This window comes from Brevibacterium sp. MGP-B1, from assembly GCF_057766545.1.
This window is the reverse complement of the sequence record NZ_CM173407.1, coordinates 1,842,279-1,866,491: the sequence shown is the minus strand read 5'-3', so window position 1 is coordinate 1,866,491 and position 24,213 is coordinate 1,842,279. Positions and strand designations below refer to the sequence as shown.

Annotated in this window: 21 protein-coding genes; 18 read left to right on the top strand and 3 right to left on the bottom strand. The window is 66.4% G+C overall.

The features are described 5' to 3' along the window. Nucleotides 1-17: 17 nt before the first annotated feature. The gene (locus AC3CD9_RS08500; protein ID WP_172174321.1) at nucleotides 18-1,037 is read right to left on the bottom strand and encodes an aminoglycoside phosphotransferase family protein; all 1,020 of its coding nucleotides are present in this window, start codon (nucleotides 1,035-1,037) and stop codon (nucleotides 18-20) included. Then, entirely contained in the window at nucleotides 1,034-2,032 is a 999-nt protein-coding gene (locus AC3CD9_RS08495; protein ID WP_488367227.1) for a hypothetical protein, read from the bottom strand. Before AC3CD9_RS08495 ends, AC3CD9_RS08500 begins: the two co-directional genes overlap by 4 nt. Before the next feature lie 263 nt (nucleotides 2,033-2,295). On the opposite strand from AC3CD9_RS08495, the gene AC3CD9_RS08490 reads away from it, so the two are divergent. The 14 genes from AC3CD9_RS08490 to AC3CD9_RS08425 all read left to right on the top strand — a co-directional run bounded on the left by AC3CD9_RS08490 (nucleotide 2,296) and on the right by AC3CD9_RS08425 (nucleotide 17,148). After that, complete coding sequence (locus AC3CD9_RS08490; RefSeq protein ID WP_488367226.1) at nucleotides 2,296-2,760, top strand: ribosome maturation factor RimP; 465 nt, start codon at nucleotides 2,296-2,298, stop codon at nucleotides 2,758-2,760. Nucleotides 2,761-2,897: 137 nt separating this feature from the next. Further along, nucleotides 2,898-3,860: a transcription termination factor NusA gene (gene nusA, locus AC3CD9_RS08485; protein ID WP_172174327.1), complete on the top strand. Its 963-nt coding sequence runs from the start codon at nucleotides 2,898-2,900 to the stop codon at nucleotides 3,858-3,860. Between the two features lie 9 nt (nucleotides 3,861-3,869). Next, on the top strand, nucleotides 3,870-4,208 hold the full coding sequence (locus AC3CD9_RS08480; RefSeq protein ID WP_318278474.1) for a YlxR family protein: 339 nt from the start codon (nucleotides 3,870-3,872) through the stop codon (nucleotides 4,206-4,208). Nucleotides 4,209-4,338: 130 nt separating this feature from the next. Continuing rightward, nucleotides 4,339-7,269: a translation initiation factor IF-2 gene (infB, locus tag AC3CD9_RS08475; protein ID WP_488367225.1), complete on the top strand. Its 2,931-nt coding sequence runs from the start codon at nucleotides 4,339-4,341 to the stop codon at nucleotides 7,267-7,269. Nucleotides 7,270-7,457: 188 nt separating this feature from the next. Next, nucleotides 7,458-7,892, top strand: coding sequence for a 30S ribosome-binding factor RbfA (gene rbfA, locus AC3CD9_RS08470; protein ID WP_488367224.1), 435 nt, complete (start codon nucleotides 7,458-7,460; stop codon nucleotides 7,890-7,892). 195 nt (nucleotides 7,893-8,087) lie between these two features. After that, entirely contained in the window at nucleotides 8,088-8,963 is an 876-nt protein-coding gene (locus AC3CD9_RS08465; protein WP_488367222.1) for a VldE C-terminal domain-containing protein, read from the top strand. Between the two features lie 12 nt (nucleotides 8,964-8,975). Continuing rightward, entirely contained in the window at nucleotides 8,976-9,914 is a 939-nt protein-coding gene (truB, locus tag AC3CD9_RS08460; RefSeq protein WP_488367221.1) for a tRNA pseudouridine(55) synthase TruB, read from the top strand. 99 nt (nucleotides 9,915-10,013) lie between these two features. Further along, entirely contained in the window at nucleotides 10,014-10,634 is a 621-nt protein-coding gene (locus tag AC3CD9_RS08455) for a hypothetical protein (protein ID WP_488367220.1), read from the top strand. Further along, a complete protein-coding gene (locus AC3CD9_RS08450) occupies nucleotides 10,624-10,995 on the top strand; it encodes a hypothetical protein (protein WP_488367219.1) in 372 nt (123 codons plus the stop codon). Before AC3CD9_RS08455 ends, AC3CD9_RS08450 begins: the two co-directional genes overlap by 11 nt. A gap of 90 nt (nucleotides 10,996-11,085) precedes the next feature. Beyond that, nucleotides 11,086-12,024, top strand: a complete 939-nt coding sequence (locus AC3CD9_RS08445) for a bifunctional riboflavin kinase/FAD synthetase (protein ID WP_488367218.1) — start codon at nucleotides 11,086-11,088, stop codon at nucleotides 12,022-12,024. A 91-nt stretch (nucleotides 12,025-12,115) separates the two neighbouring features. Then, nucleotides 12,116-12,385 carry a 30S ribosomal protein S15 gene (gene rpsO / locus AC3CD9_RS08440; RefSeq protein WP_039210907.1) on the top strand — a complete coding sequence of 90 codons (270 nt, stop codon included), beginning with the start codon at nucleotides 12,116-12,118 and terminating at the stop codon, nucleotides 12,383-12,385. Nucleotides 12,386-12,773: 388 nt separating this feature from the next. Continuing rightward, the gene (locus tag AC3CD9_RS08435) at nucleotides 12,774-14,996 is read left to right on the top strand and encodes a polyribonucleotide nucleotidyltransferase (protein ID WP_139468948.1); all 2,223 of its coding nucleotides are present in this window, start codon (nucleotides 12,774-12,776) and stop codon (nucleotides 14,994-14,996) included. A gap of 62 nt (nucleotides 14,997-15,058) precedes the next feature. Then, a complete protein-coding gene (locus AC3CD9_RS08430) occupies nucleotides 15,059-16,408 on the top strand; it encodes a M16 family metallopeptidase (protein WP_488367217.1) in 1,350 nt (449 codons plus the stop codon). A 77-nt stretch (nucleotides 16,409-16,485) separates the two neighbouring features. Beyond that, nucleotides 16,486-17,148 (top strand): TetR/AcrR family transcriptional regulator, encoded by a 663-nt coding sequence (locus tag AC3CD9_RS08425; RefSeq protein ID WP_488367216.1) that lies wholly within the window; start codon nucleotides 16,486-16,488, stop codon nucleotides 17,146-17,148. A 105-nt stretch (nucleotides 17,149-17,253) separates the two neighbouring features. On the opposite strand, the gene AC3CD9_RS08420 is transcribed toward AC3CD9_RS08425, so the two are convergent. Beyond that, the gene (locus tag AC3CD9_RS08420; protein ID WP_488367215.1) at nucleotides 17,254-17,919 is read right to left on the bottom strand and encodes an SDR family oxidoreductase; all 666 of its coding nucleotides are present in this window, start codon (nucleotides 17,917-17,919) and stop codon (nucleotides 17,254-17,256) included. A gap of 115 nt (nucleotides 17,920-18,034) precedes the next feature. Here AC3CD9_RS08420 and AC3CD9_RS08415 point away from each other — a divergent pair, with 115 nt between their 5' ends. From AC3CD9_RS08415 to AC3CD9_RS08400, 4 genes are all read left to right on the top strand, one after another. Continuing rightward, entirely contained in the window at nucleotides 18,035-19,219 is a 1,185-nt protein-coding gene (locus tag AC3CD9_RS08415) for a Glu/Leu/Phe/Val dehydrogenase dimerization domain-containing protein (protein ID WP_488367213.1), read from the top strand. 4 nt (nucleotides 19,220-19,223) lie between these two features. Next, a complete protein-coding gene (locus tag AC3CD9_RS08410) occupies nucleotides 19,224-21,311 on the top strand; it encodes an acetate--CoA ligase family protein (RefSeq protein ID WP_488367212.1) in 2,088 nt (695 codons plus the stop codon). A 2-nt stretch (nucleotides 21,312-21,313) separates the two neighbouring features. Next, complete coding sequence (locus AC3CD9_RS08405) at nucleotides 21,314-22,948, top strand: thiamine pyrophosphate-dependent enzyme (RefSeq protein ID WP_488367211.1); 1,635 nt, start codon at nucleotides 21,314-21,316, stop codon at nucleotides 22,946-22,948. Nucleotides 22,949-23,018: 70 nt separating this feature from the next. Further along, a complete protein-coding gene (locus AC3CD9_RS08400; protein WP_488367210.1) occupies nucleotides 23,019-24,185 on the top strand; it encodes an acyl-CoA dehydrogenase family protein in 1,167 nt (388 codons plus the stop codon). Nucleotides 24,186-24,213: the final 28 nt, after the last annotated feature.

Genomic DNA, 24,213 nt, shown 5'->3' with positions numbered 1-24,213 from the left:
CGGGTAGCAATAAGGGGTTAGCCGATGGGTTTGAGGGCGTGGGCGTTGACTCCGGCGACATCGGCGCCGGACAGCGCGCGGGCCACCCACAGGGAGCGGGCAGCATCGGCCAGGCTCGAATTCGACCCGCCGGAGGCCGCGCGCAGATACCAGAACATGTTCGTGATCTCCCTGGCCACGGTCGCACCCATCCCGTACTGCGGATCGACCCCGGCGCACAGCGCCAGGTCCGTGGCGAAGCCACGCAGCCACGCCGCCTGCGCCTGCGGATGGTCCGAGGGGATCTCGGCCAGACGGTTCCACAGCACCGGGGCCAAGGTGTACGCGGTCGGACCGGCCAGAGGCTGCGGATCGATGGCCTTCCACGTCGAGATGCCCGTCGGATCGGGGTTGCCGGCGAGGATGTTGTAGTAGTGCAGGTCGGCATGGATGAGCCAGTTCTCATCCGAGGACGCCAGAGTCTGCATCCAATTGCGGGCGAACGACAGCAGCAGAGAATCGTGCGGACCCGCCTCCGACCACCCGGTCAACAGCGCGGCATCGGCATCGAACGAATTCAGCCACCCGGCCACGACATCCTGGACCCGCAGGAACTCCGAGGTCGCCGGAATCTCCAAGGACCTCTGGAGCGCACCCCACACCGGAGGCACATCGGCCAATGGCAGCACGGACAGGTTGTCCTTCGTGCGCAGCCGCTCCTGCAGAGTGACCCGGAAGCTGCGATCATCCCGGATGACCCGCACCGCTCCGTGCCCGTTCCACATCTTCAGTGCCCGCAGCACCTGCGCATGCGCGGCCGTATGCGCCGAGGTGGGAGCCGCGAACCGCAGCACCCCCTGATAGTTCTCCTGCGTGAGCACCGGAATCACCAGGGACTCGCATCCGGCCCACGGTGCCCCGGGCACATCGTCGAAGCGCAGCTTCCACCGGTCGAGGAGCTCGTTGGCCATATAGTCGAGCGCGGCAACCCACGAATCGGTGCGATATTCGCCGATGATCTCGCGCGTCGCGCGGTAGAGAACCGGTGGGACCTTCACTCCTGCACCTCCGCCTGCCCGGGTTCGTCATAGGTGAAACGCAGCGGCTGCGGAGCGGCGAAGACCATCCGGGTCCGGGCCGATTCCCAGAGCCGGAGAATCGCCGAGGCGTCCGCCTCCAACCAGGGCAGAAGCGCGGAAGCGATGCCGTCTTCCAATGACAGCGCCAGCTCCTTCGCGGAGTCCGCATCCGTCGGGGTGGGATCGAGCTTCCACGCCGAGGCGGCCGGATCGGCTGCGTCCTCACCGAGGCGTTCGAGCATCTCCCCGGACAGGGCACCCAAGGATTCGAGCCTGGCCAGGGCGGCCTTGCGTTCACGCGACTTCGAATCGAAGTTCACGGCCAGCCGTTCAAAGCCGTAGGCGGCAGCCCGCGACTGATTGAGGATCGCGTTGAACATCTCCGCCCGACCCTTCGGATCCTGGCTTCCGGAGTTGTTCGTCCCGGCATCCGCGTCGGCCCCACCGGTGGCACTGGGGGACGCCGACGCATCATCGCCGCCGTCCCTGGTCTGGTCGAGTTCCTCACGGCCGGCGCGGATGAGTTCGTCGGCGGTGGTGATGATCTCCGGGTTCTTCGTTCCGGCGACCAGGGCCAGACCCGTGGCCACATCGGCCAGGACGGGGATGAGGTCCGAACCCAAGGACGCTGAGGCTTCGAACACGGCACGGGAAGCCACCTCGGCGGCCTGGACGAAGGTGCGGTCCTCCTCGGTCGGAGGTGCCTCGGTGGCGAATTCGGTCGGTGGATTCCATTCGGGACCGATCGCCGCAACGAAGTCAGCAAGGTCCTCACCCGCGGTTTCGGGATCACCGGCGCCGGGAGAAGCGGAGTCCAAGATGCGGGCCAGACGATTGCGCAGCTGCTGGGTCGCATCAAGAGTGGGGATCTCGGGATCCTGATCGAGTCGCAGGCCGCAGGCGGTGAGCAGGCCCAGGCTCAACCCGCCGACGCCGGCAGTCAACAGGCCGCGGCGACTGACGGGAAAATGCATACGGCAATCCTATCGGATGCCCCGCCACCGCCGAGGAACACCCGCCATCGCCGAGGGGCACCCGACAGCGCCGAGGGGCACCGACCGTCGCCCGCCCGACCGCAGAATGAGACTAGACACCCGGCAGAACCGCGACGAAGGCTTAACCTCGACGGCGGCTGTCGCTTAGGGTGGGTGAGAACACTGCGGTCGCGCACGTGCACGGTGCGCCGACCCCCTCGCGCCGCCTCGGCGAAGGGGACGCACAAGGATATGGAGGAGAAATGGACGAAGACGTCGAGCGGATCACAGGCCTGCTCGCCCCGCCCCTGCAGGATGCGGGATTCCACCTCGAGACCGTCAAAGCGGTGGCGGCCGGTCCGCGGCGCACGCTCACCGTCGTCGTCGACCTCGACGAATCGAGCACCGATCCGATGTCGATGGAGAAGATCGCCGAATCGACGAAGATCGTCGGCGACGCCCTCGACGAGGTCGAGATCTTCCGGGACAAGCCGTACCAGCTCGAGGTCACGAGCCCCGGTGCCACCCGAAAACTCGAGACCCCACGCCACTTCCGACGCGTCATCGGCCGTCGCCTGGAGATCACGACGAAGAAGGACACCTTCAAGCTCGACCTCGCCGAGGTGGGGGAGAGTTCGATCACGGGCACGGACCCCCAGCGCAAGGAGTCGAAGACGGTCGATCTCGGCGAGATCCGCAAGGCCCAGGTGGAATTGAAGTTCCGCTGAGGCGAACCTCACGCTCCGTCGGAGGTGAGGCGCCCCCTTCGCAGACAGAGTGCGGGCGCGGACTGGGATAGACTGTTACGCCTGCATAAGTGAACACAGACAATTCAATGCTCGGTTGAGCGAGAGAGGACTTAGACATGGACATCGACCTCAATGTTCTGCGCGTCATCGAACGAGAGCGTGAGATTCCGCTGGAAACCCTCATCGAACTCATCGAACAGGCGCTCTTCCTCGCCTACCAGAAGACCGAAGGGGCCTGGCCCGACGCCCGCGCCGAACTCGACAAGTCCACCGGCGAGGTGCGCATCCTCGCCGTGGAGTTCGACAACGACGACAACCCGATCGGCGAATTCGACGACACTCCCACCGGCTTCGGCCGGATTGCCGCCCAGACTGCTCGGCAGGTCATCCACCAGCGGCTGCGCGATGTCGAGGACGAGACGCTGCTCGGCACTTTCAAGGGCCGTGAAGGCGAGATCGTCTCGGGCATCATCCAGCAGGGCCGCGACCCGCAGATGGTCCAGGTCGACATCGGAGACGTCGAAGCTGTGCTGCCCCCGCACGAACAGGTCCCCGGCGAGACCTACGCCCACGGCACCCGACTGCGCGTCTACATCGCCGACGTGCACAAGGGCACGAAGGGCACCTCGGTCACCGTCTCACGCACCCACCCGAACCTCGTGCGCCGACTCTTCGCCCATGAGGCTCCGGAGATCGCCGACGGCACCGTCGAGATCGTGTCTCTGGCCCGCGAGGCCGGCCACCGCACGAAGCTCGCCGTGCGCGCCACGAAGCCGGGAGTCAATGCGAAGGGATCGTGCATCGGCGAACTCGGCTCCCGTGTGCGTGCGGTGATGAACGAACTCGGCCAGGAGAAGATCGACATCGTCGACTACTCCGATGACCCGGCGAAGTTCATCGCCCACGCACTGTCCCCGGCCAAGGCCAAGAGCGTCGAGATTCTCGACGCCGCCGCTCAGGAATCCCGCGCAGTCGTCCCCAACGACCAGCTGTCCCTGGCCATCGGCAAGGAAGGGCAGAACGCCCGCCTGGCAGCCAAGCTCACCGGCTGGAAGATCGACATCGTCGCAGGCGAATAGCCTCGTGCAGTGATTCGCACCACTGGCCCCCTTGGCGCGAGCGGGGGTGCCGGTGCTGTAGAATCATTCATTGTGAATGTTGGTGATGGACCCGTAAGGACGTGCATCGCCTGTAGGCAGAAGGCCGGTCGGGACGAGCTGACACGCTTCGTGTTCCGCCCCGATCAGCACCCCGCCGTCGTCCGCGATGTGTCAGCGACACTGCCTGGACGTGGTGCATGGGTGCATCCTGATGCGAAGTGCCTGGACAAGGCCCTGACCACTGCCGCCTTCGCTCGATCCTTTCGAACGAAGATCACCGCCTCGGACCTCCCGAGGCCGGACACCGAACCCAAAGAGAACGGGTAGCCGAATGGATGACAAGTTGTGAGTGTCGCACGATGACACCCAAACGGAATTCGAGAGAGCAGTGAAATGAGTACTGCTCTTCATTGATGAGGTTCTTTCCTGACCGGGAAAGAACCCGGACAGGAGAACTGTGGCAAAGCCCCGTGTCCATGAGCTCGCGAAAGAGCTCGGCACAACAAGTAAGAACGTCCTCGAAAAGCTCCAGGACATGGGCGAATTCGTTCGCTCCGCCTCTTCGACGCTCGAAGCGCCCGTCGTGCGCCGCGTGAAGGAGGCATTCGCCGATTCCTCTTCCGCCGATGGTGAGAAGTCCACCGGCGCGAAGAAGGCCGCCAAGCCGGCCGCGAAGCCCGGAGCCCCGAAACCCGGTGCGAAGCCCGCACCCAAGCCCGCCGCGAAGTCGGCCGCCAAGCCGGGTGCTGCGAAGTCCGCCGGTGCGGCGAAATCGGCCCCCGCCGAGGATGCCGCCCCCGCTGCGAAGTCCGCACCGAAGCCTGCCGCTGAGCCGGCGACCCCGGCTGCCCCGAAGGCAGCCGAATCGACCGAGGCCCCCGCAGCCAAGCCGGCTGCCTCCTCGGCGCCGAAGCCCGGAGCCCCGAAGCCAGCTGCCGCGCCCAAGCCCGGTGCCCCGAAACCCGGTGCACCCAAGCCGGGTGCTGCCGGTAAGCCCGGCGGGCGTGGCGCCGCCCGTCCCGGAAACAACCCCTTCGCGTCCTCGCAGGGAATGCCGAAGCCCGGTCGTGGGCCCAAGCCCGGCGGTCGTTCCGGCGGCCAGGGTGGCCAGGGCGGTCAAGGCGGTCAGGGTGGCCAGGGCGGACGCCCCGGCAACAACCCGTTTGCGCCTTCGCAGGGAATGCCGAAGCCCGGCCAGAAGCAGCGCGGATCCGGTGAGGAATCCTCGGGCGGTCCCCGTCCGGCACCTCGCCCGGGCGCACCACGCCCGAACCCGTCGATGCTGAAGAACTCGGCACTGAACAAGCCCGCTCCCGGCCGCGGTCGCGGCGGCGGACGCGGAAACGCTCCAGGCGGCGGCGCACCCGGTGCCCCGGGCGGCGCTCCCGGCGGTCCTCGTCGTGGACCCGGCGGCGGTCCCGGTGGTCGCGGTTCAGGTCGCGGTCGCGGAAGCACGCAGGGTGCATTCGGTCGCGGCGGCGGTCCCCGTCAGAAGGGACGCAAGTCGAAGCGGGCGAAGCGCGCAGAGCTCGAGCAGATGCAGGCTCCCTCGGTCGGTGGCGTCACCGTTCCGCGCGGAGACGGCAACACGCCGCTGCGTCTGCGTCGCGGCTCCTCGCTGGCCGACTTCGCCGAGAAGATCAACACCGATCCGACGAACCTCGTGACCGTGCTCTTCCACCTCGGTGAGATGGCCACGATCACCCAGTCCCTCGACGAGGCGACCTTCGAGGTCCTCGGCGAAGAGCTCGGCTACAAGATCGAGATCGTCTCGCCCGAAGACGAAGACCGTGAGCTGCTGGAGACCTTCGACATCGACCTCGATGCCGAAGCCGCAGAAGAGGACGACGAGGATCTGCAGGCACGTCCGCCGGTCGTCACCGTCATGGGTCACGTCGACCACGGTAAGACCAAGCTGCTCGACGCGATCCGCTCGGCGAATGTCGCTTCGCGCGAAGCCGGCGGAATCACCCAGCACATCGGTGCCTATCAGGCCGAGGTCGAGCACGAGGGACAGGATCGCAAGATCACCTTCCTCGATACCCCCGGTCACGAGGCGTTCACCGCCATGCGTGCCCGTGGTGCGAAGTCGACGGACCTCGCGATCCTCGTGGTCGCCGCCGACGACGGCGTCATGCCGCAGACGATCGAAGCTCTCAACCATGCTCAGGCGGCCGATGTGCCGATCGTCGTGGCCGTGAACAAGGTCGACAAGGAAGGCGCCAACCCCGCCAAGGTCATGCAGCAGCTGACCGAATACAACCTCGTGGCCGAAGAATACGGCGGCGAGACCATGTTCGTGCCGATCTCCGCGCTCAAGCGCGAGGGCATCGACCAGCTGCTCGAATCCGTCCTGCTGACCACTGATGCGGCCCTGGACCTGCGGGCGAACCCCGACAAGTCCGCTCGCGGCATCGCGATCGAAGCCAAGCTCGACAAGGGCCGCGGTGCGGTTGCCACCGTCCTCGTCGAGTCCGGCACCCTGCGTCAGGGCGACGCCATCGTCTGCGGCACCGCCTACGGACGTGTGCGTGCGATGTTCGACGAGAACGGAAACGTCGTCGAGGAGGCCGGACCCTCCCGCCCCGTGCAGGTGCTCGGTCTGTCGTCCGTCCCGCGTGCCGGTGACTCGTTCATCTCCACCGATGACGATCGCACGGCTCGTCAGATCGCTGAGAAGCGTGACGCCATCGAGCGCAACGCCGCTCAGGCCCGCGGTCGCAAGCGCATCAGCCTCGAGGACTTCACGAAGGCTCTGGCTGAGGGCAAGGTCGACATGCTCAACCTCATCCTCAAGGGTGACGTCTCCGGTGCTGTCGAAGCGCTCGAGGATTCGCTGCTCAAGATCGATGTGGGCGACGACGTCGACCTGCGGATCATCCACCGCGGCGTCGGTGCGATCACGGAGAACGACATCAACCTGGCCACGGTCGACAACGCGATCGTCCTCGGCTTCAACGTCCGTCCGGAAGCGAAGGCTCGCGACCTGGCAGACCGCGAAGGCGTCGACGTCCGCTACTACTCGGTCATCTACCAGGCGATCGACGACATCGAGTCCTCGCTCAAGGGCATGCTCAAGCCCGAGTACGAAGAGGTCCAGACCGGAACCGCGGAGATCCGCGAGGTCTTCCGTTCCTCGAAGTTCGGCAACATCGCCGGTTCGATCGTCCGCGACGGCCTCATCAAGCGGAACTCGACCGCTCGCGTCACCCGCGACGGAATCGTCATCGGCGACAACGTCCACATCGAATCGCTGCGCCGGTTCAAGGACGATGCGACCGAGGTCCGCGAAGGCTACGAGTGCGGTATCGGACTCGGCAAGTTCAACGACCTGCGCGTCGGCGACATCATCGAGACCTTCGAGATGCAGGAGAAGCCGCGCGACTGATCGGTCGCACAGTGAGTTCCACCCGCTGATTCGACAGCGCAGCAGCGCAGCCGAAGAGGATGGGACTCACATCGTGAGTCGACGGCTCCGGTCGGCCCCTGAACGGGGGACCGGCCGGAGCCGGTTCGATTCCACAGCTAATATAGGGCCGGAGAGAAGCTCCGGCCCCGAACAGAAGGACACGCACCATGGCAGACTCGACACGGGCCCGCAAGATCGCCGACCAGATCAAGGTCATCGTCGCCAGCACCATCGAGCGCAAGCTCAAGGATCCCCGCCTCGGCTTCGTCACCGTCACCGATGTCCGGGTGACCGGCGATCTGCAGCACGCCACCATCTTCTACACCGTCTACGGCGACGACCAGGATCTCGTCGGCACCGGTCATGCGCTCGAATCGGCCAAGGGGTTCATCCGCTCCGAGGTCGGCAAGGGGCTGACGATCCGTCTGACCCCGAGCCTCGAATTCATCGCCGATGCCGTCCCCGAGGCGGCCGCCCGTCTCGACGGACTGCTCGCTCAGGCTGCCGCGGACGACGCTCGAGTGGCCGGGTTGGCCAAGAACGCGCAGCATGCAGGTGAATCCGACCCGTACAAGAAGCCCGACGACGCCGACGAAGAGTGATCGTCGCATTCCAGCAAACAGAGTGCATCGCGCCTGGTCATCGGGTGGAGAGCGGCGGAATGGCCGCTCCGGGCCCGATTTGAGCTTCGTCACGTCGCGAAAAAAAGTTCTCGTAACAGTTTTGTTATCTTTCCGAGATGTCGTAGACTTTTTGCGGTAACGAAATGATTACGACTCTGTTAAGGGAATTCTGCATTGGGTAAGCACTCCTCACCGAAGCCGTCGTTCGCGAAGCAGCTGATCCGGGACCTGACTCCCGGCAAGCGCCCCGCCGGCCGACGCGCAGCGAATGCGCCGTCCTCGGCGACTTCCGTGCTGGCGACCGTCAAGCAGCGTCCCGTCGTCGCCGCGATCGCCGTTCCTGCAGCCGCGACCGCCGCCGTCGTCGGTTCGACCGTCGTTATGGGCCCGCCCGAGTCCGGCAACGTCACCACCGAGGCCGCGTCGACGACCCCCGAGGAGTCGACCACCGCTTCGACCCCGAGCCAGAAAGAGCTCGACGCCGAACGCAAGAAGGCCGGCGAAGAGTACCTGGAGAAGGTCAAGGACGACCCGAAGTACAAGAACAAGACCTCGAAGACCGATCTCGAGGTCAAGGCTCCGCCGAAGCCCAAGCCGACCGCTGAATCCTCGGCTGCCTCGGAGAAGAGCGACGATTCGTCCTCCGGTGATAAGTCTTCCGATGAGAAGTCCTCCGGCGAAGGCACCTCTTCGGATACCTCGGCGCCGCCGTGCAGCGTGTCCTCCTCGATCGAGTCGGGCCTGCTGCCGAACGCCGTCAACGGCTACCGCGCTGTCTGCGCGAAGTTCCCCGAGGTCAAGACGTTCGGCGGACGTCGTCCCGGCACCGGTTCGGACCACAACACCGGTGAAGCCGTCGACATCATGATCACCGGATCCACCGGCGACCGCATCGCCGACTACCTCATCCAGAACCAGGGCAGCCTCAACGTCAAGTACGTCATCTGGAAGCAGCGCATCTGGATGCCCGGACAGGGCTGGAAGGGCATGGACGATCGCGGCTCGGCGACCGCGAATCACTTCGATCACGTGCACGTGTCCTTCAACTGATCGCCGCACCCAGTGAGCGATTCTTCCCCGCAGGGCGTCCTCGTCTGCGACAAACCGCAGGGCCTGAGCTCCCACGGCGTTGTCTCCCGCATCCGCCGCTGGTTCGGCACGAAGAAGGTCGGCCACGCCGGCACTCTCGACCCGATGGCCACGGGTGTCCTCGTGCTCGGCCTCGGCCGCGGCACCAAGCTGCTCACCTACATCACCGGGGTCTCGAAGACCTACTTCGCCACCATCCGCCTGGGGTCGTCGACCCCGACCGATGATGCCGATTCCGAGCCCGATCGCTTCGCCGACCCGTCCGATCTCGCTCGTGTCGACGCTCCGGCCCTCGAAGCCGCCGTGGCCAAGCTGCGCGGCCCCATCGATCAGGTGCCCAGTGCCGTCTCGGCGATCAAGGTCGACGGCAAGCGCTCCTACGCCCGCGTCCGTGCCGGTGAGGATGTCGAACTCAAGGCCCGTCGCGTCAAGGTCTCGGGGTTCCAGATCATCGACATCCGCTTCGCCGCCGAGGACGGGCATATCGACGTCGATGTCGAGGTCGACTGCTCGTCGGGCACGTATGTGCGCGCCTTGGCCCGCGACATCGGCACCGACCTCGGCGTCTTCGGCCACCTCACCGCGCTCAGGCGGACGCGTGTCGGCGATTTCCACATCGACCAGGCTGTGACCCTGCCCGAGGACCTCGACGTCCCCGCGCCCACCCTCATCTCGCTCGCCGAGGCGGCCCGCACCCTCCTGCCCGTCGTCACCGTCGATGTCGATCGGGCCCGCGCCCTCATGCAGGGCAAGACCGTTGCTGCGGGTGATTGGCATACCGACCCCGGGGTCGACGACACGGGGAGCCGAGAGGTCGCCGTCGTCTGCGATGATGCCCTCGTCTCCGTGGCCGAGGTGCGTCGGAACGGCGGTCTGAAGTCGCTGACCGCCTTTGCCATCGACCTCGCCTGAAGGGTCCAGCCCCACGCCCGGAAACAACGAATTCGGTTGTATCTGTCAAATACAACCGAAACTCTTGTATCCGATGCAATCATCTGGTCTACTTGTCCTATGTTCGTCTTGACCATCGACCAGCAGGATTCGCGGTCGACCGCCGACGCGGTGCCCCGCATCCTCGATGCTCTCTCTCCGATCGACACGGTCGTTCCCTTCGCCCGCACCATCGGAGACGAGGTCCAAGGGGTCCTCGACGATCCCGATGCCGTCGCCGAGGCGGTGCGCCGTATCGGCATCGACTCCGGTTGGCATATCGGCCTCGGAATCGGCGAGGTCGAACGGCCGCTGCCCGAGACGACCACCGAAGGCAGGGGAGAGGCCTTCTACTCCGCCCGCCGGGCGGTCGAAGCGGCCAAATCCGCACCCGCCCACCTCGTCGTCAGTGCCGATCCGGACAGCGACCATCGTGGGCTGGCCGAGGCGGCTCTGCGGCTCCTCATCAGCACACTGACCGAGCTGCGCGGACACTCCCGCGGCTACGTCGGATATCGACTCGACCATCCGGACGCCACGCAAGTCGAGATCGCCGCGGAATTCGACGTCTCCCAACAAGCGGTCTCTCGGGTGCTGGCGGCCGGTCCCGCCGAGATCATCGCCGGAGCCGAGCATCTGGCCGGGCATCACCTCGACGGGCTCCAACGAGCCCTGTCGGAAGGAGACGCACATGTGGACTGACGTGCTCGTCGCCATCGCCGCCGCCATCATCGCGGCCCTCATCGGCTGGCCGCTCGTCCCGCTCCTCCTCCGCCTGACCCATGCAGGCCCGGGCTCCAAACCCGAACGCACAGGGGCCGAAGACGTCGAGGTCCTGCGCGGCGGACGGTGGATCGGCATCGTCGAACGCGCGCTCATCGCCGGAGCGATCGTGCTCGGCCGACCCGAACTCATGGCCGTGGTCATCGCGGTCAAAGGGCTCGGACGCTTCGCGGAGATCAAGTCCTCGGCGGCCGCGGGGGAGCGGTTCATCATCGGCACCTTCGTCTCCATCGCCCTGGCCTCCCTCCTCGGCGTCATCGGGTGGGCGATCATCGCCTGAACCCGTCCTTCCGCCTCGGCGAGGTCCGGGTTAGGAGGCGGAAGATCTCTGCGATAATCTGAATCGGTGCACGGAAGGAGCGAATGTCTGGTGGAGCTGTATCACGGACTCGGTGAGGTCGAGGTCGACGCTGTCGGCACCGTCGTCACCCTCGGCAACTTCGACGGCGTGCACCGCGGACACGAAACGGTCCTGACCACCGTCGCCGCCCTGGCCAGGCAAGAGGGCCTGCGCTCGATCGCAATGACCTTCGACCCGCACCCGCGCACGGTCCACCGCCCCGACGAGCCGACCGTGATGATCAACTCGACCCGGCAGCGCGCCGACCTCATCGCCGCCACCGGAATCGACGGCCTCCTCATCCAGCCCTACGACCTCGACTTCGCCGCCCAGTCGGCCGAGGAATTCGTGCGCCGGTACTTCGTCGAAGCCCTGCGCGCGAAGATCGTCGTCGTCGGCGACGATGTCCGGTTCGGCAAGGACAACGAAGGCACGATCGAGACTCTGCGCCGCCTCGGCGAGAAATGCGGGTTCCGTGTCGAAACGATCGACGAAGTCGGGCGCGGGGGTCGGTATTCGTCCTCCCGGATCCGGGAGCAGCTCACTGCCGGTGATGTCGCCGAGGCGGCCGACCAGCTCGGGCGCTACCACGCACTCCACGGCACCGTCGTTCACGGCGATGCCCGCGGACGCGACCTGGGATTTCCGACAGCGAACCTCTCGGACTATCCCGACGGACTCGTCCCCGCCGACGGCGTCTACGCCGGCTGGGCGACGTTCTCGGGTGAGGATCAGGCGTACCCGGCCGCGATCTCCGTGGGCACGAACCCGACCTTCCAGGGACAGGTCCGACGGGTCGAGGCCTACGTGCTCGACAAGGAATTCGGCGAATTCGACGTCTACGACCGTGAGATGACTCTCGAATTCGTCTCGCGCATCCGCGGGCAGGTCGCGTTCACCGGGATGGACGACCTCATCGTGCAGATGCATGAGGATATCGCCGATGTGCGCGAGGTCCTGCACACCTGATAAGCTGATCTCTGCCGTTTTCACCGGCCGCGGTCCCATAGGGCAGAGACTTCAGGTCCCTGCGCCGCGCAACGACACGAAGGAGAACTCCATGGCTCTCGATACCGCTGTGAAGCAAGAGATCATCAAGGAATATGCAACTCATGAGGGCGACACCGGTTCTCCCGAGGTCCAGGTTGCACTGCTGACCCGCCGGATCACTGACCTGACCGAGCACTTCAAGGATCACAAGCACGACCACCACTCGCGTCGTGGACTGCTGCTCCTCGTCGGCCAGCGTCGCCGCATGCTCAAGTACCTCGCGAAGGTCGACATCGAGCGTTACCGTTCGCTCATCAAGCGCCTCGGCCTGCGCCGCTGATTCGAGTCTGCTGATCAGCACCGTCTGATCGGACCGTCTCGAACTGTTCGGAAGCGTCCCACCTCTCGGTGGGGCGCTTCCGTGCTTCTGCGGTAGACTCATGCGTGGACGCACATGCCATGGACGTTTCGGTCTTCGGTAGTGGCCTCCGGAGGAACGCGCGCTGACACAGGCTTGCAGATGCAAGTGGCTGCCGGCACCGGTTCCGTGGGCCCCGATCGATGACCGGCGTGGATCCATGCATCGTCCACTGCCAATATCCCGCCGGAAGGGCGCGGGGCTTCGCACTGTGCAATGCAGAGCGCTGCCTCTTCGCGCCGAGGGGCCTCCCTCGAGCGTTGCAGGTCTTGCGATGACCGCCGCGCACCGGCACAAACTAGGAGACTACGTGGGACTCAACCCTGAATCCGCCGTTGCCCATATCGACAACGGCAGCTTCGGCAAACACACCATTCGCTTCGAAACCGGACGACTTGCCCAGCAGGCCGCCGGATCCGCCGTCGCCTACCTCGACGACGACACCATGCTGTTCTCGGCCACCTCGGCCGGAAAGAACCCCCGTGAGGGCTTCGACTTCTTCCCGCTGACAGTCGACGTCGAAGAGCGCATGTACGCCGCCGGCCGCATCCCCGGCTCGTTCTTCCGCCGTGAGGGACGCCCCTCGACCGATGCGATCCTCACCTGCCGCCTCATCGACCGTCCGCTGCGCCCCTCGTTCGTCAAGGGCCTGCGCAACGAGGTTCAGGTCGTCGTCACCGTGATGTCGGTCAATCCCGACCACATCTACGACGCTCTGGCCATCAACGCCGCGTCGATGTCGACTCAGCTCTCGGGTCTGCCGTTCTCCGGCCCCATCGGCGGTGTGCGCATCGCGCTCATCGACGGCCAGTGGGTCGCCTTCCCGAACCACTCGCAGCTCGAGGACGCCGTGTTCAACATGGTCGTCGCCGGTCGTGTCGTCGGTGACGACGTCGCCATCATGATGGTCGAGGCCGAAGCCACCGACAACGCCATCGACAAGATCAAGACCGGTGCCGCGGCCCCCACCGAGGAGGTCGTGTCCGAAGGTCTCGAAGCCGCGAAGCCGTTCATCGCCGAGCTCTGCCGCGCGCAGTCCGAGCTCGCCGATCGCGCCGCGAAGCCGACCGTCGAATTCCCCGTCTTCCGCGACTACGAGGACGACGTCTTCGAAGCGGTGAAGGAACTCGCCGAGGCGAAGCAGACCGAGAACTTCACGATCGCCGACAAGCAGGAGCGCGAAGCCGCCGGTGCCGCCCTCCTCGACGAGCTCTTCGAGAAGCTCGGAGAGCGCTTCGAAGGCCGTGAGAAGGAGATCGCGAACGCTCTCAACGCCCTGACCAAGCAGGTCGTGCGCAAGCGCATCCTCACCGAGCAGGTCCGCATCGACGGCCGTGGGCTCAAGGACATCCGTCCGCTCACCGCCGAGACGAACGTCATCCCGCGCGTGCACGGTTCGGCGATCTTCGAACGCGGCGAGACCCAGATCTTGGGTGTCACCACCCTGAATATGCTCAAGCTCGAGCAGACCATCGACTCGCTCTCACCCGAGACGTCGAAGCGCTACATGCACCACTACAACTTCCCGCCTTATTCGGTCGGTGAGACCGGCCGCGTGGGCAGCCCGAAGCGCCGCGAGATCGGCCACGGCGCACTCGCCGAACGCGCCCTCGTGCCTGTTCTGCCCAAGCGTGAGGACTTCCCGTACGCGATCCGTGAGGTCTCCGAGGCCCTCGGTTCGAACGGTTCGACCTCGATGGGCTCGGTCTGCGCCTCGACGCTGGCCATGCTCTCGGCCGGTGTGCCGCTGCAGGCGCCCGTCGCCGGCATCGCCATGGGTCTCGTCTCCGACGTCATCTCCACCGACCAGGGTGAGCAGACCGCCTACGCGGCTCTGACCGACATCCTCGGTGCCGAAGACGCCTTCGGCGACATGGACTTCAAGGTCGCCGGTACGCGTGACTTCATCACCGCGATCCAGCTCGACACCAAGCTCGACGGCCTTCCCGCCTCGGTGCTCGGTGCCGCCCTCAAGCAGGCCCGCGAAGCACGCATGGTCATCCTCGACGTCATCGCAGAGGCCATCGACGCCCCGGCCGAGATGGCACCGACGGCACCGCGGATCATCTCCGTGAACATCCCCGTCGACAAGATCGGTGAGGTCATCGGGCCCAAGGGCAAGATGATCAACCAGATCCAGGAGGACACCGGCGCGGACATCAGCATCGAAGACGACGGAACCGTCCTCATCGGTGCCACCGACGGACCGGCCGCTGAGGCCGCCCGGTCGATGATCAACGCGATCGCGAACCCGCAGGTTCCCGAGGTCGGCGAACGTTACCTGGGTACCGTGGTCAAGACGATGAGCTTCGGCGCATTCGTCTCCCTGACCCCGGGCAAGGACGGCCTGCTGCACATCTCCGAGCTGCGTAAGCTCAACGACGGCAAGCGCGTCGAGGACGTCGAAGACGTCGTCGGTGTGGGCCAGAAGGTCCAGGTCGAGATCACGAAGATCGATGACCGCGGCAAGCTCTCGCTGGCTCCGGTCACCGACGAAGACGAGAAATCGGACGAAGAGGGATCAGACAACTGATACTGAGCAGTTCGCACACCGGGGAGGGCAGCCGAATCGATCGGTCTGTCCTCCCCGGTGGTTTGACGCTGACCACCGAACACATGCCGGGTCTGGCCTCGGAGACGATCGGGATCTGGGTCGCGGCCGGGTCCCGTGACGAATCCGCCGAGACCGCCGGCTCGACGCATTTCCTCGAGCACATGCTGTTCAAGGGCACCGGCAGCCGCGATGCGAAGACTATCGCCGCGGCCTTCGACCGCACCGGCGGGGATTCGAATGCGATCACCGCCAAGGAGCTCACCTGCTACTACTCCCGGTGCCTCGTGACGGATCTGCCGAACATCACCGGGCTGCTCGTCGATATGGTCTCGAACTCCCAGCTCGACGTCGAGGAGTTCGAACGCGAGCGCGGTGTCATCATCGAAGAGCTCGCCATGTCCGCCGATGACCCCGGAGACGTCCTCTTCGACGACTTCGATTCGCTGGTCTTCGGTTCGCATTCGCTGGCCCGGCCCGTGGGTGCGACGAAGGATCAGATCCGCGTGCTCGGCCACCACACGGTCATCGACCACTATCAGTCGACGTATATCCCGCCTCGTCTGGTCATCGCTGCCGCAGGCGGGGCGACCCATGAAGAGGTCCTCGCGATGGTTGAGGATGCCCTCGCCGAGGCGGGGCTCGGGTCCCGCGCCGACGTCTGGTCGGGCGCGGGGACCGGCGATCACGGTGCGGGCTCGGTGGATGCGGGCAAGGCCGATGGCGGGGCCGCCTCGGTGCGCACGGGTGACGCCGACGGCGGAGCCGCCTCGGTGGCGAAAGGCTCGCACCTCGGTGGGGCCGCACGGGTGCGTCCGGAGTTCCATTCCGGGAAGTCGCACACCGTCAAAGACATCGAGCAGCTGGGCATTATGCTCGGCTGCGAAGGCCTGCCCGAAGGCGACGACGACCGGTTCATCTACTCGGTGATGCTCACGATGCTCGGCGGCGGAATGTCGTCGCGGCTGTTCCAGAGCGTGCGCGAGGAGCGCGGACTGGCCTATGCCGTGAACTGTGTGGCCAGTCAGTTCACGGATACCGGCACCTTCGGCATCTATGCCGGATGCACGGCCGAGAACGCTCAGGCCGTCGTCGATCTGGCGGTGAGCGAATGGGATCGGCTGGCGCAGGAGACGCCGAGTCAGTTCGAGCTCGACGAGATCGTGTCCCAACTGTCGGGGTCGATGGTGCTCGGACTCGAGTCCTCTGCGGCGCGGATGAATCGTCTCGCCCGGTCGGAGATCTTCGGGCTGCCGCTCGAATCGCCGATGGACCTCATCGAACGCGTCCGCTCGGTCACGGCCGAGGACGTCAGTGAGATGGCCGGGCGGCTGCTGTCGCGGCCCAAGGCTCTGGCGCTGGTCGGACCGGCCGCCGAGGTCGAACTGCCCTGAGTGCGTCGCCGCATTCGGGGCGTCGAGCCTCGGGCGCGGGATACCGTCCGGCTGGAACGTGAAAGGAGACAGGCGAGATGGCGAGGAAGAGCGCAGCGGTCCGCCGGGAGGAGATCCTGGTGGCCACGGTCGAGGAGATCGAGGCGACGGGTCTTCGCGCGCTGCGGGTCTCCGACGTCGCCGCGCGTCTGGGCTTGAGCGCCAGTCTTGTCATCTACCACTTCGAGACGAAGGAAGCCCTCGTCGCCGAGGCCTTCGACTTCGCCGGTCGCCAGGACATCGACCGTGCCCGGGAGCTGGCGGCCGGGACTGCATCGGCGGGGACGGACGCACCACACGATGGCGGTGGAGATGCCACGACGGGAGCCGCCTCGGCGAGGGGGAGTGGATCCGCACTCCAGCGACTGCGGGGCGTCGTCGGCTGGTACCTGCCAAGCGGCTCCTCGCGCAGTTGGAAGATCTGGATCGACGCTTGGTCGGCCGGACTCTTCGATGCTGGTCTGAGAGCAACATTCGCCGCTCTCGACCGGGAGTGGAAGTCGATTCTCGTGCACCTCATGGACGAGGCCATCGCGGCGGGGGAGTGCACGGAACCTGAAGGCGGCACCGCGTCGGGCGCGACCCGGGTTCTCGCCTTCCTCGACGGCCTGGCTATCCAGGTGATGGTCAATTCGGAGACCGTTGACACAGAGGCGCTGAGCACCTGGGTCGACGACTTCCTCACCCGCGAACTCGGCTGAGGGTGATTGTTGGGTCGATCCACGGTGTTCTGCACGTCCAGAACGCCGCGGATCGACCCAACAATGCTTCCGTGCGGTCATGTGGTCGACTGCCGTGCGCTCCCATCAGTAGCGAGCGGAGAACCCTCCGTCGGCAGACATCAGCTGGCCGCTGATCCACCGGCCCTCAGCAGAGAGCAGAAATGCAGTGACCCCGGCGATGTCGCGAGGAGTGCCCATACGGCCGAGTGGCTGATAAGGGATCAGCCCGGTCCTCGTCTCTTCGTCCATCCAACCCGTGTCGATCGGCCCAGGATTGACGACGTTCGCAGAGATCCCCTTCGGTCCGAGTTCCCGCGCAGCGGAGATGACGATTCGATCGAGCGCGCCTTTCGATGCTCCATAGGGCAGATTGCCCGTGGCGTGATCGCTGGTGAAGGCGACGATCGCGCCTCCCGACTCGCCGATCTGCTTCGCGAACGCCGCGACGAGGAGCAGCGATGCGCGTGCGTTGACAGCCATGTGGCGGTCGAAGCTGTCGGCGGTGGTGTCGAGGATCCCGGACTCTTCGCCGTGATCGTGGCTGAGCACCAATCCGTCGATGGTGCCGTGATTCCTGCTCACCCGGCCGACCAGCTCCTGCGCTTCGTGAGCAGACGAGAGGTCGCATGGGTAGTCTCCGCGATCGAGATCGCTCGTGCACACGGTCCAGCCGTCGGACGACAGTCGTGCGGCCACTCCCGCGGCGATGCTGTTCTCTCGTCCGGCTCCGGTGATGAGTACTGTCGGCATGCCTCGATCCTAGCGGCCTTGACGTGGCGGCCCTCACCCGGACAGACTGGAGTCACACCTCTTACTGAATAGCGGTTCAGTAAAAGTCTTGAGACGCCGATCTTTTGGGAGCCCCATGTTCATGGACATCACTTGGCAGGATCCGGACACTGGTGCACTCGGGTATGTCGTTATCGACACCCTTGTGCGCGGCACTGCTTCGGGCGGTCTGCGCATGCGCAAAGGCTGCACCCTCGAGGAGGTGCGCGGACTCGCCCAGGGGATGACCCGCAAGGAAGCGATCCATCTGCGCGAGGGCCGACACTATGTGCCCGTCGGCGGAGCGAAGGGCGGAATCGACTTCGACCCCCGCGCACCCGGAGCCAAGGACGTCCTCGAACGCTTCCTCGTCGATATCAACCCGATCATGCACGCCTACTGGGCCCTCGGCGAAGACCTCGGCGTTCGCCAGGACGACATCGACGAGATCCTCTCCCGCCGCGAACTCGGCTCGGGGCTCTCCGCCGTCAACAAGCTCGTCGACGATCCGGTCGCCGTCGAGGCCCGCGCGGAGAAGGCCTTCTCCGCCATCGTCGACGGCGTCGCCCAGGACGAACTCGTCGGCGGCCTCGGTGTGGCCACCTCGGTGATCGCGGCCCTGCACGACGCCGGCCGTGACCCCAGCGAATCCACCGCCGTCATCCAAGGATTCGGCTCCATGGGCGGTGCCACCGCCCGGTATCTCGCCGAGGCGGGACTGCGCATCGTCGGCATCGCCGACGCCGACGGGTTCGTGTCCAACCCCGCTGGGCTCGACGTCGAAGCTCTGTTGGTCACCCGCGACCAGTTCGGCGGAATCGACCGCGAAGCGCTGCGCCCGGAGGACCGCATCGGCGATCGCGACGACTGGCTCGCCGCCGACGCCGATGTCCTCGTCCCCGCGGCCGTGAGCTACTCGATCAGGCCGGACAACTGCGACCGCATCACCGCTTCACTCATCGTCGAGGCCGCGAACATGCCCGTCCTGCCCGCGGCCGAAGAGACGCTGCTGGCTCGCGGCGTCACCGTCGTCCCGGACTTCCTCGCGAACTCGGCGACGAACGCCTGGTGGTGGTGGGTGACCTTCGGCGACGTCGACGGCAGCTGGGACGACAGCCGGGCCATCGTCACCTCGACCCTGCGCGATCTCACCACCGAAGTCCTCACCGCTGCCCGTGACCAGGACATCAGTCCCCGGGCGGCCGCTCAGGCGAAGGTCGATGCGAATCTCGCAGCCTTGGGCGATCGCACTGCCGCTGCCACGTCGGTGCCGGAAAGCTAGCGACATGGATGCGTTCTTCGATCCCGGCAGCGTCGCCGTCCTCGGAGCATCGAACGACTCCAGCAAATGGGGTTTCTGGCTTGCAGCCGGTGCCCTGCGCGGAGCCGAGCGCCGCCGCGTCTACCTCATCAACGCCAAAGCCGGCTCGATCCAGGGCCAGCCGACGTACGCTCGCCTGAGAGACCTGCCGGAGACGCCCGAGCTGCTCGTCATCTCCGTGCCCGGCCCCACCGTCGCGGGAGTCGTCGCCGAAGCACTCGAGAACGGAGTGCGCGCCTTCCTCATCATCTCCGCCCGCGTCCCCGACGCCGACGGACTGGCTGCCACTATCCGTGAGACCGGCGGCCGCCTCATCGGCCCGAACTCGCTCGGGCTCGTCGACTCACACACCGATCTGCTCCTGGCCTGGGGCAACTTCATTCCCGGAAGTCTCGCCGTGGTCACCCAGAGCGGCCAGCTCGGCACGGAGATCGCCACCCTCTCGGCACGCAGCGGACTCGGCGTCTCCCGGTTCGCTTCGATCGGAGGACAGTCCGACGTCCGCGCCGCCGAAGTGCTCACCACCCTCGTCGACGACCCCGCCACCGCTCAGGTCGCGCTCTACCTCGAATCCTTCACCGGCGGAGCCGGCCTCGTCTCAGCCCTCAAAGCCCTGCGCGCCGCCGGGAAGCCGACGATGATCCTCACCACCGGAGCATCAACAGCCGGAGCACGGCTGGCGAAATCGCACACCGGATCGATGACCTCGGCCATGGACACCGTCGATGCCGCCTGCCGAGCCGCAGGCGCCATCCGCCTCACCACCCCCGGCCAGCTCGTCGAACTCGCCGGATTCTTCGCCTCCGCCTGGCTGCCGAACGGCCGGCGCATCGGTGTGCTCTCCGACTCCGGCGGGCAGGGAGCGATCGCCGCCGACACAGCCGAGAGCTGGGGCCTGCACGTCACCGATCTGACACCGACAGCTCGTCAGCGTGCCGCCGGAGTCCTCATCGACGCCGACCATGTCGACAATCCCATCGACCTCGACGGTGCAGGAGAGAAGAACCTCGATGTCTATGCGGACCTCGCCGAGGTGCTGCTGACCGATGCGGACATCGACGCCGTCGTCGTGTCCGGTTACTTCGGCTGCTACGGCGAGGACGTCCCCGACCTCCGCGACCGAGAGCTGGCTGTCGTCGACCGTCTGGGCGAGCTCGTCGCCGAGGCGAAGAAGCCCGTCATCGTCCACTCGATGAGCGCATCGTCGCCTGCCGTCACCCGCCTCTGGGAGCTCGGCATCCCCGCCTACACCTCCATCGAGGCGGCCATGCGCGTGCTCGCCCGCGCCGGCTTCTACGCCGCCCATTCGGGCCGGCTCACCGAATCCCTCGAACTCACCGGCCCCGTCACCCCGTGGGGCACCGGATACGCGGCCGCCCGAGCGGTGATCGAGGGCGCTGGGATTCCCGTCCCTGCCGCTGTGACTGTGGGCAGCGTGGGCCCCGGGGAGTCCCGTGCACTCGCCGAGGCGGCCGCGTCATCCGATCTCAGACCGCCGTTTGCGCTCAAGGCCGGATGGCCCGCCCACAAGACCGAGGCCGGCGGCATTGTTCTGGGTCTGAACGACTTCCACGCAGTCGAAACGGCATACGCGGACATGGTGGGTCGCCTCGGCGAGGGTGAGTACATCCTCGAGGAGATGGACACACGTGATCACGTTGTCGAGATCCTCGTCGGGGGTCGGCAGGACGAGAACTTCGGGCCGCTCGTCGTCGTGGCCGCCGGCGGGACGGAGACCGAACTCTTCGCCGACACGTGGCTCGAACTCGCCCCCGTCACCCACACCGAAGCCTTGGACATGATCTCGCGGCTGAGCTGCTCGCGGCTGCTCACCGGATGGCGGGGGCGTCCCGCCGCCGATATCGACGGGCTCGCCGAGATCATCGTCGCGGTATCCAGACTGGTGGCCGGGAACAACGCCTTCGCCGAAATCGAGATCAACCCGGTGCGAGTCGCCCAGGACGGCGCCTTGGCCGTCGACGCACTCGTCGTGGCGACGGAGAACCCGACAGCAGAGAACGTGCCAGCAGAGACCCCGAACAGCGAGGAATGAGAATGGACCAGACGACCATCACCGGCGGAGCACACCTGGCTCGTGCGCTCCAGGCAGAAGGGATCACCCGCGTCTTCGGAATCCCCGGCACCCACAACCTCGAGATCTTCGCGCAGCTGAGCGCCGCAGGCATCGACATCGTCTCACCTCGCCACGAGCAGGGCGCGGGCTACATGGCCGACGGAGCTGCCCGCGCCACCGGCGAGGTGCAGGTCATCGTCACGACCACCGGGCCGGCCGCGCTCAACGCACTCACCGCCCTGCTGCAGTCCTTCACCGATTCCGTGCCCGTCCTTCTCATCACCCCCGGCATGCCGTTGACCCACCCCGGCCGCGGGAACGGACTCCTCCACGAAGTCCGCAACCAGTCCGCGGCGCTGTCTGCCGTCCTCACCGAGGTCATGCGGGTCACGAGCCCCGGCGAGGTGTCGCTGGCAGTCGGGCAGACGCTGTCGGCGATGCGCTCCGGCCGAACCCGCCCGGCCGCCATTGAGATCCCTCTCGATCTCATCGAAACCGCCGGCCCGAGACAGCTCCATCCGTCCGTGACCCGGTCGCTGCCGGCTCCCGTGCGCTCGGAGATCGATGCTGCCGCCGAGGCGATCGCCGGCTCGAAGCGTCCGCTCATCATCGCCGGGGCCGGAGCACACGGAGCAGGAGCGGAGGTCGCAGCTCTGGCCGAGTCTCTCGGAGCGGGAATCGTCCTGTCCTCGAACGCGAAGGGACTCGTCGATGACCGCGCCGAGACCACCATCGGCGCCGTCGGGGTCCTCGAGCTGCTTCCAGAACTCACAAGCGATGCCGATGCGGTCATCGCGATCGGTACGGAACTGGCACCCAGTGACTTCTGGCCGGAACCCCTGCCGCTGCCCGACACCGTGGTGCGCATCGACATCGACGAAGTGCAGATGCTCACGAACGCGGCCGTCACCCATCCGATCCTCGCCGCCGCGAAGAACGCGACAGCGGCACTGAACGAACAAGTGTCAGCGCTGCGGACGGAGTCCGCGACCGCCGCCGCACGGAACTGGACGGCCGAATGGAAGTCAAGGGCCGCCTCGGCGATGGAAACCGACGGCCGACCTTGGGCCGATCTGTCGGCCGCACTCACAGCGTTCGCGGAGGCCGACGACTCGCCGCTCATCGTCGCAGCGGACTCGACGATGGCCTGCTACTACGGGGTGCAGACCGGGTGGAAGGCTCGCCCGGGCGACCGGTTCCTCTACCCGGCGGGGGCGGGCACGCTCGGTTACGGCCTACCCGCCGGCATCGGTGCGAAACTCGCGTACCCCGATGCCAGGATCGTCGCGATCGAAGGGGACGGGGGATCGATGTTCACGATCCCCGAACTCGCCGCGGCCGTGCAGGCGGGCGTGCGGATGAGTCTCATCGTCGTCGACAACGGCGGGTACGGGGAGATCCGCAACGAGATGGAGGACCGCGGGGACACACCGTCCGGGGTGAAGCTCACCGGGCCGGATTTCCCGGCACTCGCGCAGGCGATGGGGGCGCGCGGAGTCCACGTCGACGGCGCGGACGCGCTGCTGGCCGCGCTCACCGAGGCGGAGGCAGCGGATGGTCCGACGCTCATCCACATCACCGAGGATTCCCGGGCCGGAGCGGACATGCTCGGCTGACCGGGGACGAGGGACGTCGGCCGGGCGCAATGAGGCGCCCGACCTCCACTGACACTTCGAAGGAGAACTGATGAGCTACACACCTTGGCCGCTGAGCGATGAACAGCACGACATCCTCGACCTCGTGCGCGGATTCGCCCACGACACGATCCGTCCGGCCGGTCGCCGCGTCGACGAGGCCGACACCGAATCGCCGGTCGACATCTTTGCGGCGGCAGCCCGGCTCGGGATCACTGACTTCATGATTCCCGAGGAATTCGGCGGCGGCGGATTCACCGATGTCTTCACTCAGTGCCTTGTCCAGGAACAGCTGTGCTTCGGGGATCCGGGCATCGGGAACTTCGTGTGCTCGAACGGCTTCTTCGCCGACCCGATCCTCGCATTGGGCACCCCGGAGCAGAAGGAGGAGTGGCTGCGCCCGCTGACTGGAGCAGACCCGAAGATCACGGCGCTGGCGACGACCGAACCCGGCTCCGGATCGGACTCGGCTTCGATCATCACCCGTGCGGATGCCGTCGACGGTGGGTACAAGCTCAACGGGCAGAAAGCCTGGATCTCGAACGCGGGGCTCGCCGATTTCTACGTCGTCTTCGCCAAGACGGACTCGAGCCGTCGCTCCCGCGGAATCAGCGCATTCCTGCTGCCCAGGGAGACCGAGGGGATGGGGTTCGGTGCGCCGATGAAGAAGATGGGACAGCGGGCCATCGTGTGTCGGGAGGTCTTCTTCTCCGACGCATTCGTGCCCACGTCGAGCCGCCTCGGCGAGGAGGGGCAGGGCTTCTACGGACTCATGCGTACCTTCGACATCTCACGGGTGGTGCTCGGTGCTGCGGCGCTCGGCACGGCCCGGGCGGCCTTCGAATATGCGCGTGACTATGCGCGGGAGCGCACGCAGTTCGGGACGAAGATCATCGATCATCAGGCCGTGGCGTTCCGGCTGGCGGATATGTCCTCGCGGATCGATGCGGCGTGGCTGCAGGTGCTCAATGCGGCGCGGATGCTCGACGCCGGAGATGTCGTGGATCGGCAGCGGATGACGGCCGCGGCGGCGATGGCGAAGCTGAACGCCTCCGAGACGGCTATGTTCTGCACCTGGGCGGCCGTGCAGACCCTCGGCGGATGGGGGTATTCGCGAGAGCATCCCGTCGAGCAGTGGATGCGCGATGCCAAGCTCGAGGAGATCGAGGAGGGCACCTCGGACATCATGCGGCTGCTCATCTCACGCAACCTCGGGTGAGGTCACTCGGCGTCATATGGAATAGACC